The sequence below is a fragment of the Actinomadura geliboluensis genome (assembly GCF_005889745.1).
Taxonomy (GTDB): Bacteria; Actinomycetota; Actinomycetes; order Streptosporangiales; family Streptosporangiaceae; genus Spirillospora; species Spirillospora geliboluensis.
Genome location: NZ_VCKZ01000189.1, coordinates 1 through 16807 on the forward strand (window position 1 = coordinate 1; position 16807 = coordinate 16807).

The 16807-nt window shown below is 70.9% G+C and carries 14 protein-coding genes; 6 read left to right on the forward strand and 8 right to left on the reverse strand.

The features are described from left to right. The 3 genes from ETD96_RS24025 to ETD96_RS24035 all read left to right on the forward strand — a co-directional run. The coding region (locus ETD96_RS24025) for a hypothetical protein (protein ID WP_478209493.1) at positions 1-341 on the forward strand (341 nt) is incomplete at its 5' end. Positions 342-542: 201 nt separating this feature from the next. After that, complete coding sequence (locus ETD96_RS24030) at positions 543-920, forward strand: hypothetical protein (protein WP_138638737.1); 378 nt, start codon at positions 543-545, stop codon at positions 918-920. Next, positions 917-1339 carry a hypothetical protein gene (locus tag ETD96_RS24035; RefSeq protein WP_138638738.1) on the forward strand — a complete coding sequence of 141 codons (423 nt, stop codon included), beginning with the start codon at positions 917-919 and terminating at the stop codon, positions 1337-1339. Before ETD96_RS24030 ends, ETD96_RS24035 begins: the two co-directional genes overlap by 4 nt. Before the next feature lie 53 nt (positions 1340-1392). Here ETD96_RS24035 and ETD96_RS24040 read toward each other — a convergent pair whose 3' ends face one another. The 8 genes from ETD96_RS24040 to ETD96_RS46845 all read right to left on the reverse strand — a co-directional run bounded on the left by ETD96_RS24040 (position 1393) and on the right by ETD96_RS46845 (position 11447). Beyond that, on the reverse strand, positions 1393-2016 hold the full coding sequence (locus tag ETD96_RS24040; protein ID WP_138638739.1) for a DUF2637 domain-containing protein: 624 nt from the start codon (positions 2014-2016) through the stop codon (positions 1393-1395). After that, complete coding sequence (locus ETD96_RS24045; protein ID WP_138638740.1) at positions 2013-3020, reverse strand: C40 family peptidase; 1008 nt, start codon at positions 3018-3020, stop codon at positions 2013-2015. The genes ETD96_RS24040 and ETD96_RS24045 overlap by 4 nt, the downstream gene beginning before the upstream one ends. Next, positions 3020-3934, reverse strand: a complete 915-nt coding sequence (locus ETD96_RS24050; RefSeq protein WP_138638741.1) for a replication-relaxation family protein — start codon at positions 3932-3934, stop codon at positions 3020-3022. Before ETD96_RS24050 ends, ETD96_RS24045 begins: the two co-directional genes overlap by 1 nt. Next, positions 3931-6462: a type IV secretory system conjugative DNA transfer family protein gene (locus tag ETD96_RS24055; protein WP_138638742.1), complete on the reverse strand. Its 2532-nt coding sequence runs from the start codon at positions 6460-6462 to the stop codon at positions 3931-3933. The genes ETD96_RS24050 and ETD96_RS24055 overlap by 4 nt, the downstream gene beginning before the upstream one ends. After that, entirely contained in the window at positions 6459-8351 is a 1893-nt protein-coding gene (locus ETD96_RS24060; protein ID WP_138638743.1) for a VirB4 family type IV secretion system protein, read from the reverse strand. Before ETD96_RS24060 ends, ETD96_RS24055 begins: the two co-directional genes overlap by 4 nt. Next, positions 8351-9349, reverse strand: coding sequence for a PrgI family protein (locus ETD96_RS24065; protein WP_171069200.1), 999 nt, complete (start codon positions 9347-9349; stop codon positions 8351-8353). The genes ETD96_RS24060 and ETD96_RS24065 overlap by 1 nt, the downstream gene beginning before the upstream one ends. Beyond that, positions 9346-10929, reverse strand: coding sequence for a TrbL/VirB6 family protein (locus ETD96_RS24070; protein WP_478209494.1), 1584 nt, complete (start codon positions 10927-10929; stop codon positions 9346-9348). Before ETD96_RS24070 ends, ETD96_RS24065 begins: the two co-directional genes overlap by 4 nt. 224 nt (positions 10930-11153) lie before the next feature. Continuing rightward, a complete protein-coding gene (locus ETD96_RS46845; protein ID WP_240808108.1) occupies positions 11154-11447 on the reverse strand; it encodes a pilin in 294 nt (97 codons plus the stop codon). Positions 11448-12193: 746 nt separating this feature from the next. Between ETD96_RS46845 and ETD96_RS24080 the strand changes: the two genes are divergently transcribed. The 3 genes from ETD96_RS24080 to ETD96_RS24090 all read left to right on the forward strand — a co-directional run bounded on the left by ETD96_RS24080 (position 12194) and on the right by ETD96_RS24090 (position 16360). Further along, positions 12194-13564: a helix-turn-helix domain-containing protein gene (locus tag ETD96_RS24080; RefSeq protein ID WP_138638747.1), complete on the forward strand. Its 1371-nt coding sequence runs from the start codon at positions 12194-12196 to the stop codon at positions 13562-13564. Positions 13565-14573: 1009 nt separating this feature from the next. Next, positions 14574-15479, forward strand: a complete 906-nt coding sequence (locus ETD96_RS24085) for a hypothetical protein (protein WP_138638748.1) — start codon at positions 14574-14576, stop codon at positions 15477-15479. Further along, positions 15476-16360, forward strand: coding sequence for a TRM11 family SAM-dependent methyltransferase (locus ETD96_RS24090; protein ID WP_138638749.1), 885 nt, complete (start codon positions 15476-15478; stop codon positions 16358-16360). Before ETD96_RS24085 ends, ETD96_RS24090 begins: the two co-directional genes overlap by 4 nt. Positions 16361-16807 lie beyond the last annotated feature (447 nt).

Genomic DNA, 16807 nt, shown 5'->3' on the forward strand with positions numbered 1-16807 from the left:
CCGGGCACACACCGAACGCCGTGACCGAGTTCGCCGCACGCGACCCGCGTGAGGACTTCGTCAAGGCCGTCGACGCCCTCGACTCCGCCCTCGACCTCACCCGCCCCGGCGCCGCCCGCCTGCTGGTCATCGTCTCCGACGGCAGGTTCAAAGACGACCAGCCCACCGACGGGCAAAAACGCATCGACCGGCTCACCGCCGCCGGATGCGGCGTGCTGTGGCTGTCGATGTCGGCCAAAACCCGCGCCATGAACGGCGCGCACCTGGTCACCCTGAGCGACCCCGCCGCAGCCGCCGACGCCATCGGCGCCGCCGCCGCCCGCGCCCTCCGCAACGCCTGACCACCCCGCCCGGTGCGCCCCGGCAGGGGCGCACCGGGCACACCGCTCCCGCAGGGGCGCACCGGGCACACCGGGCCTGCAGTGGCACCCGCCACCCCGCTACTACGACAGCCCGTGACCGTCCGGCCTGGACGAAAGGCGTCGGCGCTGGCATCGCCAAGAAAGCTCCAACACCGACAGGAGAGCCACACCGTGAACCGCATGGAGTCCTACATTCGTGACCGCCATGACGACGCCCACCAGCGGCGTTGCGAGGCAGAGGCGAAGATGCTCGCCGGCCTCGACGAAGGAGAGGACATCGCCGCCGCCGTTGCTGCCGTCGCAGCCGCCCGCGCCACCGCGTCCTGGTGGGACGAGCCGGTCACCGGCATCGACCACGAGGGACTGGACCCCGTCGAGGCGCTGTGGCGCGCCCGCGACACCGCCCGCCGCACGCTGACCGACCACACCATCCCGCGCCACGCCGACCCGTTCGCCCAAGGCTTCGCCGTCGCCTTCCTCGAGGCCGCCCGCACCTTCTACCGCGACACCGCCCACCTGGACGCCCTCACCACCCGCACCGAAAGGACCCACGCGTGAACAACCTTTCAGCAGCCGTCACCCAGCCGGAGGTCACCGGCGCCTGCCTGATCTTCGAACTGTGCGCCCTCATCGACGCCACCGCCAAACTCGACGAGAAGCCCCATGACCGGCTGCAGGCCGTGCACGAGGTGGTCACGGTCGCCTACCGCGTCGCTGAGGCGGCCGAGCCGATCCTGGACAACGAGGCCGCGCTGCTCACCGCCCTGCACGAGGCCGCTACGGCCCGCCCGCCGATCCCCGAGTCCTGCCCCGGCTGCCAAAAGATGGACGGTGGCCGGTGCGGACACCACGCCGGAAGCACCGACGTCGCCGAGACCTACCACGAACTCGGCCACGCCCTCAGCGGCCCCGCCTACAGCCCTTCCCGCCCTGACAGCCTGGCGCCGACAGCCGCCGCAGACCGGCCCTCACGATGACCAACTGACGAAGAGGCGTGATGACCGCGCCCCCACCACTTCGGCGCGCGAGATTAAGGCGTACTGGGTGAAGATGACGCCGGTCCCTGGGCGCGGGCGATGATCTGCTTGACCTTGCGCCGATCGATGCCGTGCTTGTCGGCCAGGTACCGCTGCGACAGCGGACGCCCCGGCCCGTTCAGGCTCGCCAGATACTCGGTCAGCACGGCCTGCTCCGGCGTCTGCTCCACTTCGGCGCACGCGGCCTTGGCCCGCTCCGTTGCGGTGCGCCCGCCAGTCTCACCGGGCGAGGGCGAGGGCGCGTGGCGAGTAAGGGTCATCAACAACTCGAAGGAGCCGACCAGCGCAAGGGCGGGCCAGGCGCTGACCAGCGCGCCGATGGGGCCGTGTGCGGCGCCGTGCGCCACGTTGGCGCCGACGGTGGCGCAGATGCCCGCCGCCAGGCTCCACCCGGCCAGCGCCGGTACCGGCCGGGTGTGGCGGTTGGCGTCCAGGATCACCATCGACGCCGCCCAGATCAGCCCGTCCACCGTGAACGGGACCAGCCGCGCCGTAACCCCGGTCTCGCCATAGGAGCGGACCAGGTCGAGCATGTGCGCGTAGGAGATGAGCGCGGCGACAGCGGCGACCGTCACCACCGCCAGCGCCGTGGTCGCCCGGATGAGGCGGTCGGTCACCGGCCGGCTCCTCTCGCCCTGGTCTCTGCTTTCCGGTGCGCGGTGGGGCGGGTGAAGCCGAGCAGGGTGGAGCGGCGGTAGGACTGGACCTGCACCACGGTGCCGGTGTGCGGCGCGGCGATCATCTTCCCGCCGCCGATCACCAGGCCGACGTGCCCTGGGTTGTTGTTGGAGGTGCCGGGACCGGAGTTGAAGAACACCAGGTCACCCGGCTGCTCACGTCCGCCGGGGATCCGGGGGCCGTGCCGCCATTGCGCCCCGGACACGCGCGGGATGGCGATCCCGGCGGCGCGGTAGGCGGCGTAGGTCAGTCCGGAGCAGTCGAAGGCGCGCGGGCCGGTGGCGCCCCAGACGTACGGCCTGCCGAGTTGAGTGCGGGCGTAGGCGATCGCCTTGGCGGCAGCCGGGCCGGGAGGCAGCGCCGGGAACGCGCCTTCGCAGGCTGCTGGAGTCGCCCGCGGCTGGGCGGCCTCGGGTTGTCCGGCGCCGCCTCGGGCGTAGGAGCGGGCTTGCTGGAGCACCTTGTCGACGTAGGCGTGCGAGTGGTTGTACTGGAACAGTGCGGCCCGGACGCGTTCGGGTGCGCCGCCGTGCTTGAGGTAGCGGGCGGCGGCCGGGATTGCGTCGGCCGGATCGTAGACGTCCTTGCGGCCGTCGTGGTTGCCGTCGACTCCGAAGGCGGCCCAGGTGCCGGGCATGAACTGCATGGGCCCGGCGGCTCCGGCATGGTTGCGGCCTGAGGAGATGCCGGGGCCGGTGCCGCGCCCGTGGTCGGACTCGACTTTCCCGACGCCCGCCAACAGGTGCCACCCGATCCCGTATCTGCTCCCGGCGGCGCGGTAGAGCCTCAGATAGGCGGGCGGGATGTCGCTGACGGACTCGCCGGGAGCGGGCTGGCAGGCACCGCTTTCGGACCCGGATCCGGGGAGGACCGCGCCGAGGACGGCGACGAGCACCGCGACCAGGCCGAGCAGCGCAGCGGCTGCTCCGACCACCAGCGGCATCAGCCGGACTCCGACTCGTGCCGGGGCACCGTTCCCCAGAAACTGGCCAGGTCGGCGAGCCGGAGCATGCGTCCGGTGGTCCCGGCGGGCAGCCACACGGGCCCGGCGGGGCCGTCGGGCGAGGCGGCGGGGGTGTGGACGGCGGTGGCGACCGGAACCTCGGGAGCGTCGAGCAGGGCCCGCAGGTTGGCTTCTCGCCGGGCGCTGGGGAGCCAGATCAGGACGGGTGTGGTGGTGCCGGTGGCTTCGGCGAGGTCGGCGTACCCGCCGAGTTTCCCGGCGACCCGGGCGAGGGTTTCGGTGCCGGTGTCGTGCTCGAGGAAGAAGTCCAGCGTCCGCGTCGCCCCGCCGGGGCCAGGCTGGGTCCAGCGCCCGAACCCGTCCGGGCGGGCCAGATCACCCCACTGCGCGGCGCAGCGCTGCTCCGACCACCACTGCACCAGGGCGGTGCCGCCACCGGCACGGCGTGCATAGTCGTGGAGGTGGACGAAGAAGTCGTTGACGCCCGTCTGGTGGGCCAGGCGGGGTGAGACGGCGATGCCGGTCGCGGCATCTTGCCGGTACCCGAACTCGGTCATGGTCTGGCCGTGCTGGATGGCCAGGACGTGCGCCCCGGCGGGTCCGAGCACCCAGTGCCAGGGCCGGGACCCGACCGGGGTCCAGGGCCGGAACCGCAGCAGGGTGTGCAGGCGGTGCAGGTGGTTGAGGCGTTGGCGGGCACGCTCGGGACTGGGAAAGAACAGGGCGGTGAGCTGCCCGGTGGTGAGAACGCGGTGTTCCCAGACCAGGGCGAGCAGTTCCCGGTCCCGGCCGGTGAGCCGGTAGGCGACCTCGGCCACCAGCTCGGCCGTCATCCGGGGCGGCCGGACCTGCGCGCCGCGCTGCCGGGTGGACGTCTTCGGCCGCCGGGTCACGACTCCACCTCGGCATCCGCGCCGTCCGCTGAGCCGTCCGCCGTCCGGTCTGCTGGGCAGTCGCTCTCGGTGGCTGAGGGTGAGGCGCCGGCGAGGTCGCGCAGCCCGACGGCGGGGATGAGGCGTTTGCCGCGTCCGGCGGCGTATTGCTCGCGGGAGGCGCGGCGTACGGCGGTGGCGCGTCCGGGGACCGGTTCGGGGAGCGGGCGGGTGCGGAAGGTGAAGGCCGGGGTCGGGGCGTTGCCGTCCATCAATCGTGCAGCGGCCTGGTACGCCCCGAGGTGGGAGAGGTCGTGCGGGGCGAGCAGGGGTGCGGTGTGGCGGGTCAGGTCGGTGGCGTCTTCGGGTGAGGCGGCGAAGTAGATCTTGTTGCGGGCGTCGGCCGATACCGCGTCGCGCAGGTCTTTGGGGAGCTGGGACAGGTGCTGGTGGGCCAGGGTGAGGCTGAACCGGTAGGCGCGGGCCTCGGCGAGGATGTCGGAGATGGAGCCGGGCAGGTTGAGGAAGTTGTGCGCCTCGTCGATGTAGGCGGACGCGTCCCGCCGCTCGCCCTCGTGCTGGGTGGCGCGCGGGGTGATGGCCTGCCAGGTGTGCGCCAAAAGTAGCGACCCGAACAGGCGCACGGCGTCCTCACCGAGCACCCCCTTGGGCAGCCGCGCCAAGACGAGACCACCGCTGCCGAGCATGCCGCCCAGATCGAGGGTGGAGGCGCCGCCCGACAAGGTGTCGCGGACGAACGGCCGCAGCAGTACCGCGCGGAGTTTGTTCATCACCGGCCCGATCACCGTCGCCCGTGCGGCCGGGGTCAGCTCGTCGTAGGAGGCCCAGAACCCGCGCAGCAGTTCGTCGTCCAAGCGGGCGGTGACACGAGTCCGGTACGGGGTGTCGGTCAGCAGGCGGGGAATGTCGGCCAGGGTGGCGCGGCTGCCGTTGACACGAGTGAGGGTCAGGCACGCCGAGCGCAGCAGGTCATCCAAGCGCGGCCCCCAGGACGAGGAGAAGCAGCGGCGGAAGGTGGTGACGATCGACTCGGCCGCGAACGCCGGATCACCGCCCGCCAGCACGTTCAGGCACGGTGGGCGGCCCCGGTCGGCCGGGTCGAACACCACCGTCTGCCCGACCGCCCGCTCGGGGAGCCGGTCCAGGATGTCGGCGACCAGGTCGCCTTTGGGATCGATGACCAGCGCCCCGCGCCCCGCGGCGGCATCGGACAGGATGAGGTTGGCCAGGAAGGTGGACTTGCCGACGCCGGTCTGCCCGAGCACGTGCAGGTGCTGGCGTGCGCCGGCGACGGTCAGCCCGACCGGCCGCGGCGCCCCGGCTTCGGAGTCGCCGAGCACGCGGACGCCGGGCCCGGAGACCGGGACGGCTGGGGAGGGCGCGATGGGGCGGGCGCCGGCGCGGGTGACACCGGGCGCGGCCAGGTCGTAGGGCAGGTGCGCCAGCGCCGCCAGCTCCGGAACCGACAGCAGGTAGCCGCGGTGCAGGTGCCGCGACTCCAGCCGGACGGCGGGCTGGCGGAGGCGCCTGCGGCGCAGTCGCTGGTGGCCGGAGGTGAACAGCGCGAACGTCGACGCGACTTCGTGGGCGTGCGCCCGCAGCCACCCAGCCTCGACCTGCTCCCGGTGGCGGGTGGCGACGCCGTAGCGAATCTGGACCTCAAAGCGCGGCTGGGCGGCTTTGGCGAGGATGCTGCGGACCTGTTCGGCGCGTTCGGGGTGCAGGCGGGTGAGCTCGCTGGGGTGGTGCCCGGACATGCCGGGGGTGACCAGGTCGAACATCAGGCTCTGGGGCGTGGCGGAGCGGCCCCCGCGCAGGGCGGATGCGGCCCGGTGGGCTTTGCCGAGGCGGCGGCCGGTGGCGGGGCGGGCCAGGATCTGCACGGCCAGATGTTCGCCTTCGGCCAGCCCGGACGCGGCCCCCAGCAGGCCCCGCAGGGGGTCGGTGTCATGGCCGCTGGTGAGCGGGAAGTGCTCGGGCCGCGCCACCACCAGTCGTCCGCCCGCCGCCTGATACTCCGGGTCGAGCGGGAGCGGCGGTGCGGCGGGGTGGGTGGTGAGGGTGGCGCCGGGCCAGGATGCTCGGACGGTCTTCTCGACTATTCCTGGCGGGATGGTGCCGGGCACCCAGATGTGGAAGCGGACGCCGTTGTGGTCGGCCTGGTATTCGAAGGCCAGGTGCGGCTGCCCGAAGATAAGGCGCTTCCAGCGCGGGTGCGTGAGGCCGATGAGGCGGGCCCACCAGGCGGCGGCGCTGGCCGGCTCCACCTTCGGCGGGACCGCCACCTCGATCAGCCGGGCGCCCGGGGCGAGTCGGCTGTTGCGCCAGTCCCACAGCACCCACCGGACACTCGCCCACGCGGCGGCCGCACCGAGAACACTCAGCCCGGCGACGGGCCCGTATTCTGTGGCGGCGTCGATGAGCCGCTGCGGGGCGTGACCGAGGTCGGACAGCAGCCCGTACAGGCCCGTGCCGCTGGCGGTGGTCCGGGGCAGAGTTGTGGCTTGGAGTAGGGGCGTGCGGATCATTGGTGGTCGGCCTCCGTGTCCGTGTCCGTGGCTGCGGTGGCGCCGTCGTGCTGGGCACGGCCGCCGTCGAGTTCTGCGAGTTCGGCGGGGTCGGTGGTGACGAGTTGGTGCTCGTGGCGACTGGCGATGGCGGTGAAGGCGGCCCGGTCGGATCCGGTGCCGGTTCCGCACAGCAGCCCGTGGCCGCGATCGGCCGCGAGCAGGAAGGTCTTCTCACCATCGGTGAGGTCGAAGGCGTCGGCGATCTGCTCGATAGCCTGGGGCGCTTGGCGGAGCAGGATCTGCGTGGCGGAGTTGGCGATCACCGCCCGCCCCAGATCCGAACCGAGGAGGTCTCCGGCGTCCTGGGTGACCACCGCCAGGCCCGCCCAGTGCTTGCGGGCGGACTTGGCCAGCCGGTACAGGAACCGGGCGCCCTCGTCCTCGCGCATCAGCGTCCACGCCTCATCCACAACCACCAGCCGGCGGCGCCGCTCGCCGGGGTTGGCGACGGTCCGCCAGATCGCGTCCAGGGCCAGGAGCATCCCGACTGGGCGGACCTCGTCGGGCAGGTCCCGCAGCGAGAACACCACCAGATGCCCGGTGGGGCGGGTGGTGGTCGGCCCGGCGAACAGGCCCCGATATGAGCCTGTGGTGTAGGGGGCGAGCCGCGCCGACAGATCGGCTGCCGTGCCCGCCTCGGGCGCCTCCGACCCGGCGACCGTGTCGAGTTGTGCGGTGAGGTCGGCCAGGACGGGAGCGGGACGCGCCCAGGTGCGGGGGTCGGAGCCGATGCCGCGGGACCGGTAGGCGGCCAGGACCGCGCGATCCAGCACCGCCCGCGCCGCCGGTGTGAGCGGTTCGGCGAGCATTGCGCCGATGAGGGTCTGCAGGAACAGCGCCCGCCGGATGAGCGTGTCCTCGCCCTGCCCCTCGGGGAGGTCGAAGGGGTTGAAGCAGACGCCGGGCGCCCCCAGCGCGATGCGGGTGCCGGCGACGTGGTCGCACAGCCGCCGGTACTCGTCTTCAGGGTCGATGACGGCGACGTGAACATCCTGGTACAGCAGCCGCAGGATTTCGAGTTTGGTGAAGTAGGACTTGCCGGCCCCGGAGCGGGCGAGGGTGACGGAGTTGTAGTTGTCCTGGGCGAACCGGTCCCACACCACCACCCCGGCCGAGTAGGCGTTCAACCCGTACAGGACCGGCGTGTCACCCAGCACCGGTTGCAGGTCGGGTGAGGTGAAGGGGAACGCGGCGGCGAGCGCGGCGGTGTCGAACACCCGCCGCGCCCGCACACTGTCGTGCGCGAGCGGAAGAGTCGATGTCCAGCCCTGCAGGGCGCGGAAGGTGGTGGGCTGGGCGTCCAGAAGCAGCGAGGCGGCCAGCGCCCGCACCCGCTGCACCTCACCCTCCAGCACACCCGCGTCCGGGGCGTGCACAGTCAGATACAACCCGACCCGGAACAGACGCCCGTGACCACGAGCCAGCGAAGCGGCCAGCTCGGCGGCGTCATCGGCCGCGGCCTCGGCGGCGAAGTCGGCCAACCGTCCTTGCTGGGCGTTGGCGCGTGACGCCGATTCCAGGCGGGCGAGCTGCCGGCGGAGCCGCTGCGCGGCGATCAGCGGCGGAATCGGGTCGACGTGCAGAGAGACGTCGAGGCGCCCGGGATAGGTGAGCAGCGGCTCCAGCCAGCCCGCCCGGACCTCCCGCGGATACCCGCTGACCGCGAACGACGCGCACACACCGCCGGGCAGTTCCAAAGACCGGGCGTTGACGCGCAGCGCCGACGGCCCCAACCCCAGGCCGGCCAGGCCACCTTCAAGCCCGTCTTCTGCGCGCCCAGCCCCGGGGATGGCGGGCTGGGCGGTGAGGCCGAGCGTGCGCGCGAGCGTACGAAGCGAAGGCCGCATCAGCCCTCCTGCCGGCGAGTGATCACGTCATCTGGGGCCGAGTTGTCCACAAGCTGGGGTTCGCCTGGGGATAGGGATTCGGCGATGACGGCGGTGGCGCTCGCGGCGTCCAGGACCTCGCTCGGGACGCCGAGAGCGGTCAGTGACTGGACGGCTTCGTCCGCGCGCCGCAGCGCGACGGTCGCTGCTACGTCCCGCCCCACCCGGCGACGCCTGTTCCGCTGCCACGGGACAGCCGGCGCGGCGGCGGAGGCGCCGGCGGTGGTGTGGCCGGTGATGACGATGAGGACCTGCCGGATGAGCAGGTCGTGTTCGGCGCCCAGGTCGGTGAGGAACGCCGCGTGCGCACCCGCGGCCTGCTCCAGCGCCGGGTCGGGCAGCGCGGGCGCGTGCCGGCAGATATGGTCGGCCAGCCCGGTCAGGTCGACCGGGCGGGCTTGGACGAGGAGTTGCACCGGTGCATCGAGTGAGTTGAGCCAGCGGCCGAACACCGCCACAAGCCCGGCCTGCTCACCAGGGGTGCGCAACCCGAAGGTCAGCGTGCCGGCGCGGACGAGGACGGCGACTTCGCCCCCGGCCAACTCCATTACCCCGTCCTGGCGGACGGCACGAACGGGCAGCCGCAGCGGTTCGGGGAGCCGCCCGCGCATCCGGCACCAAGCCGGCGGCGGCACCGGCTCCCCGGCCCCGACGCGTTCCTTTCCTGTGCGCAGGTGGCGGAGGGTCGCGAGGGCGTAGCGGTCGAGGCTCATGCCGTCGTGGCGAGCGACCGCCAGCACGACCCCGACCGCGACCATCGGCACCAGTACCGCGACCAGTACCGGCAGCGGCACCAGCGGCCCAAGGGTGAGGAAGACCCACATGCAGGTCGCGGCGGTGCCGGCCAGGATGCCCAGTTGCCGGGTGGTGAGGCCGTAGAGGATCTTGTCGGGCTGGTCGATGTCGGCGGGGATCTTCACACTCATCGGCGGCTGATCATGCTGGTGGCGGGTGCTCACCGGCGCCTCCTGGTCTTGGGCGGGTCGGTCCACAAGGTCAGCTGCCGTCGCGGGACAGGCCGTCTGGGCATGCCGGGCAGCAACAGCTGCCGCGACCGCACCCGCGCCTGCCCGCCCGCCACCGCGCCGCCCGACGACGGCGGTCGGGCCACGCGCGTCACCGGGACCGGCAACGCCAACTGCTTCACCCGACGCGTGCCGCCCTTGCCGCTCTTGCCGGTGGCGGGGATCGGCAGTGACATCTGCATCGGGCCCCGGACTGCTCCCCGGTCGCTGCCGGGTTCTGGACTGGAAAGTGGGCCTGGCGGCATCGGGAACGCTCCAGAAGGCATCGAGATCGCGCCGGCGGGCAACGCCGGCGGCGGTTCGGACGGGCCCGGCGATGTCAGCGCCGGAGGTGCGCTCCCCGGCGCCAGAGCCAGGCGGGACGGGCCAGACAATCCCGGCGGCGGCCGAAACCACCGCGGAGGCGGTGGAGAAGGTGGAGGTGGTGGTGGGGTCCAGAATTTGCGGGTGGGGACGCGGTGGCGCATCAGGGCGCCCAGACCCCGGTAGAGGATCAGGCTTTTGATCAGCCCGGTCAGTGCGCTGGGGTGGGCGGCGCGCCAGATGGTGCGGGCGGCCCAGGACGGAACGCGGACCATGATCCACAGCAGGCACAGCGCAAGCAGCAGATCGATCCCGGTACCCGAGGCGAGCCCGAGAAAATGGCCCGAATCGCCCGAGCCGCTGCCGGGGTGGTCGACGTCGGAGAACAGCAGCCGGAACGCGGTCGCCAGGATCAGCGCCTGGCACACCCCGATGGCCAGAACCCCGGTGATGCTGCGCCACCACAACCGGGCCAGCCCGTCGGTGACCGGCAGAGCGTGGAACATCAACGCCACGGGCGCGGCGGCGATCAGCACCATGGTCAGCGCGATCCGGATGATGTAGATGAACACCACGCACAACGCCAGCACCACCACACCCAGCCCGATGAAGATCGTGTACGGCTGATTGGGGATCAGGCTCGCGACCAGGTATCCGGCGATCGCCTTGGCGACCCGTCCCGGATCGATCGCCTCGGCCCCGGCCTTCAGGAACGCACCTGACAGGCCGTTGGCGAAGACGATCGCGTAACCGATCAGGACGAGGCTGAGGTTGGAGGCCGCGAACGCGCCCACCAGCCGCGCCACCAACTGCCCAGGCGTCAACTCACTGCCGGGCAGCGAATGCCCGGCGATCAGCAGCACCCCACTGACAGTGACGAGCAGCACGTAGCAGGTGTTGGCGATGGTCTGCGACACGCCCCACAGATCCTTGGCACGCGCCATGTCCGGCGAGTCCAGGGGCGGGGTGCCCAGCGCGGTCTGCGACAGCACCTCGAAGATCGGCTTGGCCGCGCCGGTGACCAGATCGGCGAACCATCCGTTCACCGCCTGCTTGGCCATGCACCCCACGTCCATCAGCCCGCACCCCGCCCCATCGCTACCGGCGGGGCCCTGCCCGCCCGGTGAATCCGGCGCCGGCGACTGCCCTGGCGCCGGGGAAGGCGCCGGACCCGCGGGGCTGGGGTGGGACGGCGACTCAGGAGCGGGCATCGGAGGCGGCGGTGTGGTTGCGGGGACCGGTGTGCGCGGTGCTGGCGCCGCCGGTGCGTTCGGTGACGGATTCACCGACGGCTGTGGCACCGGGTCGGCGGCGCCCCACGCCGCGCCAGCACCCGCGCACACGACCGCACCGCCCACCAGCAAGACCAACAAAGCCGCCGTGGCCAGCGACGCCCAGGACCGATGCGCTCGGGCGGGCGGTCCCGCGGGGGCGGTCACGACGGCGCGCCGACGATGCCCTGCAAGATCTTGACCAGCAGCGGCGCCAGCACCGCGACCGAGTACCCGACCGCGGCGTATCGCAGGGTCTTCTTGGCCGCCTCCACCTCACCGGGGTCGCCACCGGCCAGCATGTAGCGGACCCCGCCGATCGTGGCGAACAACGTCGCCAACCCAACCAGCAGACCGACGATCACGTTCCGCAGGTTAGTGATCACCTCGTCCAACGAGGCGGCCTCGGCCAGGCCCGTGCCGGCCTCGGCCACACCGGGCACGAACAGGGCGCTCACCCCGCACCCGGCCGTCCACAACAGCGACGCGGCCACCAACCGGCCCCGGCCGCAAGGGCGCTTAACTTGGCAGTGGGTGGCGGCCAGCCTCGCGGTGGAGTGAGTTGGCCCCAGGGACTGTGGACGGTCATAGGGACGAGGCGGGCGGTTGCGGGTGTGCATGGCAGCGTCTCCGAAACTGAGGACAGGTACGGACTGCCAGCGAGGCCGCCGATGACGGCACGGTCGGGACTGCGGGTGTCCTCCTCGAAGAACACGGTGACGGATGTGATGCGGCGGGGACCGGGCTCAGGCCGTCCACCCCGAAGCCGGACCATCACCGGCGATCTCGGCTGGCATCACTGAAGCACCGCGACCAAGCCTCGAATTCACCCGCCAAGCGGCGACGATTACCAAGACTTGAACCACCCCACTCGCTACTCACCACCCACAGTCCGGACCCTTCGCCGCTGCCCAACGCGGCGTCACGGCTCAGACCCCGTAATCGGACCCACTCCGGTAGGCAACAACGCACCCGGCCGTCCAGCCTCTGCCGGAGGGCCGCGTCCTCGCCGTGGGCGCCAGGGCTCGATGGCGACAGGATGGCCACCGCCACCTGGTCACCTACTCCGCCGAACGTCGGCCTCTGAGAGAGCCTCATGGGCCGTTCTGGTGTCCCTTTGGCCAACCACCCAACCGGCTCAGAACTTAGCAACAGTCACGGCCACATAGCTTGCTAAGTTCCAGTGTTGTGCTAATCTCCTCTTGTGACTAGCGCGGAAGCAACAGCCCTCGGCGGGGTGATCCGGCGGCGCCGAATTGGTAGGAACATCACCCAGGAAGAACTGGGAAAAAGAGCGGGGTACAAGTCGGGTGCTGGCGTGTCGATCAGTCGAATAGAGAGCGGCACTGTGAAGCCGACGCCCGAGAAGCTCCGCGGGATCGCCAAGGCGCTGAACACGACCGTTGAAGCCCTCGAGCGGGAGGCAGGAATAGTGCACCCCAAGCCTTCCTCCTCTGTCCAAGGTCAGAGCATCAAGGCGCGCAAGAAGGCTGTCGAGGTCCAGATTCTGCAACGAGCGGAAATATTGTCGCAAGTCGGAGCAGCGTACTTTGGAGCGGTCAACCGCTCTGTCGCTGACATGGCCACGCCGTTCATCACGGTCTGTCAAGAGTTCGCGAACCTGCCATCGACTCTTGAGGGGGCGACGTCAGTCCCGGAGACCAGTGAAGACCCTGCGCAGCGCGTGCTATGGCTCAAAGAGCAGTTTGAGTGGGCTCTGGCAAGCGACGCCACGGTCTGGGTGGAAGCCTTGGGCCCTGGTGTCGGGGCCATTACGGCGAGCTCGGGAGCCCTTAAGAAGGTCGGCCAGCGGAGTGCTCGCAGCCTCTTTACCGCCGTGAGCAATCTCGGGAGAGCATCCACAGGGGTTCCTACCAAGGAGCTCAGGGGAATTGCCCGAAGGAACGCCACGATGGCACAACTCGGTGGTGGCCCCCGAGCGGCCGGTGGATGGGGTATCGCCGGCGGCAAGGCAGTACTTGCTGCCGTTGCTGCACTTCCGACGGCAATCGTCGTAGGTGGTGTCTTTGCAAGCGGACTAGTTAATGGTCGACGCGAACAAGAGGCCAAGGTGACCGCTGCCGAGGAGTTCTTGGCTCGCACCGAGGAGCGCTTCGAAGCCGTTATCACGCACATGAAAGAATCGACTGAGATCCTCGAGATCGTTACGGTGCATGGTTCATGGTCCTTCGAGGCATGGCAAGAGAGTCTGGCCTCACCGTCAGGTAAACCGGTCAGGGAATGGTCGGGGCTGGATGAACTCCAACAGGCTCGGTATCGGAAGCTGATGCATGTCACCGCTTGCCTGACCGCCCTCCTCGTTCTCGCACCAGAAGAACTGCTGACCGCTCCAAGCGCGAGGCTTCCTATGATCGGCGAACTCACCTTCGGGGATGGCCAGACTACGAAACAAGCTGACGAGACAACCTCCGGCACGCTCGGGACCGACGCCGCTGAGGCGTCGGTGGACATGGAGCTCCCTCTCGCAGCCTTTGAGGAACTCCAGGAGCGGTATCGAGAAATCCGCAATTACACCCGGAAAGAGATCCGTGCCTCGCTCGGCCGTCGCAGTTGAAATTTTGTCGTCCTGAGTATCGTGGACGATCGTCAGCCGTGGCCAGCGTTAGTTGGGGACTCCCCCGGACGAGCGCGGGGTTGCGAATTGGTCCATGATGCTTACCGCCCCGCTCAAGTCGGTAGGTCACGCAGCTGCAGCCCTTAGGCCGCTGACGGCTGGTTTCGGCAGGCCTCTAGCCTCGTTCACACGTGTACCGCACTTTAGCTGCTGAAATGTGCGGATTATCGGCTTAGGTAGTTGTGCACGGCAGCGATACACGCGGTCCGGCGGGTGGTGTTGTGAGGGAAACGTCGGCTGCATTCGGCGCGAACCCAAGCTGGCGCCCGACGTGGGTGCTGCGGCGTTTGTGCTCGTGAGCGGGGGCGGCGCGTGGTGATGCGCTCCTGACTGTTCATGCTCGGTGGGCGCAGCGATGGGGAACGCTGCTCGCTGGAGCCCGCCCTGGCCTGTGCGGGCGCTTTTCGGGCGGATGCCGATGGTGCAGCATCATGCCGAGGCCTGTGGTGAGTACGGCTTGCATACTCCGGCCGCTGTGAGATGAGGGTCCGCGGGGCCGGGGACGGGCTTGATTGATGTCCCTCATTTCCGGTGCCTGCCGTGTGGGCGGGGCGTGGTGACCACGGGCTTGATGCGTCGCCGGGTTGGAGGATGGCGGCGGTGCCGAGGGATGCCAGGACGGCACTGATCAGAGGTGCCAACCAGCGGCGGCGAGGGGAACGTCGACGATTCCTGCGACGAGGGCGGACCCGCCATGGCTCGTCGGGCGCCGGTGGTACACGCGCAAGGGCCTCCGTGTCCGAGTCATTGATCATCTCACTTGACTACCAAGAGTGACGGTGGTCGCCAATCAGGCTCGCTGTTCAGGGCGGCGGTGGCTGTCGGTCTCTGAACTGGTCAGGTAGCTCTTGATCAGATCGTGACTCGGGACGGGGGTGAAATCGGGCCGGGTTGGTGGTGCTTCATTGGTGCACGGGGATCGGGTGGCCGTCTCGGGTCACCCCTGCACATGAACCACACACCGCCCAACCCATCGACCGGCGGCAACACCGCTCCGGCCGCCCAGCGCCGGATGGTGCCGCTGACCGTCTGGCTGTGCTCCGACACCACCGGGATCACCACCGACACCAACAAGGGTGTGCAGGCCGCCGGTCCGGCGGCCGGCCTTTGCCTGCGGCACCGGCAGGCGGTTGGCCGGGAACTGGCCCGGCACCTGATCGGCACCTGCACCGCCGAGGGTGACCTGGTCGCCGAAGGCTTCACCAGTAGCGAGGCCACCCTGGTCGGCGTTGCTGACCTCGACCGGCGCGGCATCGCGCTGGTCCCGCACTTCCCACTCGCCCAGCACATCGGAGCCCGCCTGCGCGCCACCCTGCCCGTAGAGCAGTTGACGCGTGTGGAGATGCGGCCGGCGCGGCCCGATCAGATGGCCCGCGGCTTGGCCGACCACCTCGGCGAGGTCGGCCTGGTCGTCGCCGCCCCGCCGCCGTATGAGACCGGTGGCAACCCGCCGCGCAGGAGCGGGGAACGCGGGTGCCTGGCGTGCCGGGCGGACCTGTGGATGCTCAGCAGCGAACAACTCGGCCTGTTCCTGGCGTCGGCGTGGAAGGTACTGCGGCCAGGTGGTGCCCTGGCGATCATCACCACGGCTCGCCACCAGGCGGGACGTCTCATCGACCCCGCCCCGCGCATCATCCGACAAGCCCAGGGGCTGGGGTTCCACTACGCCCAGCACATCATCGCGCTGCGCGTCCCCATCGACGGTGACGCCTTGGTCGTCCAAGCCGGACCGGCCGACCTGGCCCAACTGCGCCGCACCGGCTGCCACGCGCTGCCTCCGCCGGTGAGCCTTCACGCTGACGTCTGCCTGTTCATCAAACCGCAGACCCAGCAGGAGAACGGGGACGTCCGATGAACCAGAACGCTCCGGCCTCCACGACGGGGTTGGTGTCGGTGCTGGCGACCGGGCAGCGGCCGTCCCGGCTGCAGCGCCAGGGACGCTACACGCCCGGGTCGATGCGCCATCCCGGCAAGATGCTGCCGGCCATCGCCGCCACCGTCATCGAAGCCTTCACCCAGCCGGGTGAGTTGGTGGTCGACCCGATGTGCGGGATCGGCACCACGCTGGTCGAGGCCGTCCACCTGGGGCGGGATGCCGCCGGGGTGGAGTACGAGCCCGACTTCGTGCACCTCACTGTGGGCAATCTGCGGCATGCCCACTCCCAGGGAGCCACTGGCACGCCGCAGCTGGTGTGCGGGGACGCCCGCAACATCGCCGCCCTCTTCCGGGCTCTGCATGGGAGGGCGGCGCTGGTGCTCACCTCACCGCCGTACGGGTCGCACACCCACGGGCACATCCGCTCGGGGCGCGACAACGGCGGCGGAAAGATCGACAAGCGCCACCACCGCTACTCCACCGACCGCGGCAACCTCGCCCACCAGCCCCTGCCCGGCCTCCTCGCCGGGTTCGGGTCAATACTGGCCGGCAGCGCGATCCTGCTGCGTCCGGGCGGCGTCATCGCGGTGACCACGCGCCCGATCCGGGTCCGCGGCGAGCTGGTCGACCTGCCCGGCCAAGTCGTCGACACCGCCCACCGTCACGGCCTCGCCCTGACCGGCCGCTGCGCCGCGCTCCTTGCGGGGTTGCGCGACGGCGGGCTGGTCAATCGTGCCTCGTTCTTCCAGATGCTGGAGACCCGCCGCGCCCGCGACCGCGGCATCCCCGCCTGCGCCACCGCGCACGAAGACCTGCTGCTCTTCCAGCCCGCCACCGACCTGCCCAAGGGGGACCAGTGACCCTCAACCAGCCCAGGAAGCCGACCCGACACGTCCGGGTGCTGGAGATGCTGGTGATCCTGCAGCTCGGCCTGTGCGGGCGGTGCGGACGCGCCTGCTACGCCACCCGCCGGACCGCCCGGCACGCCGCCCGCATCGCCGCTCCCGGCGCCCGGCTGCGCGCCTACCGGTGCGGCGGCGCCTGGCACCTGACCAGCCCGCCGTACCGTCCACAGCACATCACTGCGCCCGTCACTCTGGTCCAGGATCCGCGGGCCGACGGGGCGGGGCTTGACCGATGGGCTGGAGTCGAGCGTGGCTACCGCTGCTCCGGTCCCGGACAGTCCGATGGCCCACATCCTGCAGCGCACGCGTCCGGGCGCCGGAGCGGACCCGATCCGCTGGCCGACGTCCCCAGCGCGCCACCGGCCTCCACCTGTCCCTTATACACATCTCCGAGCCCACGAG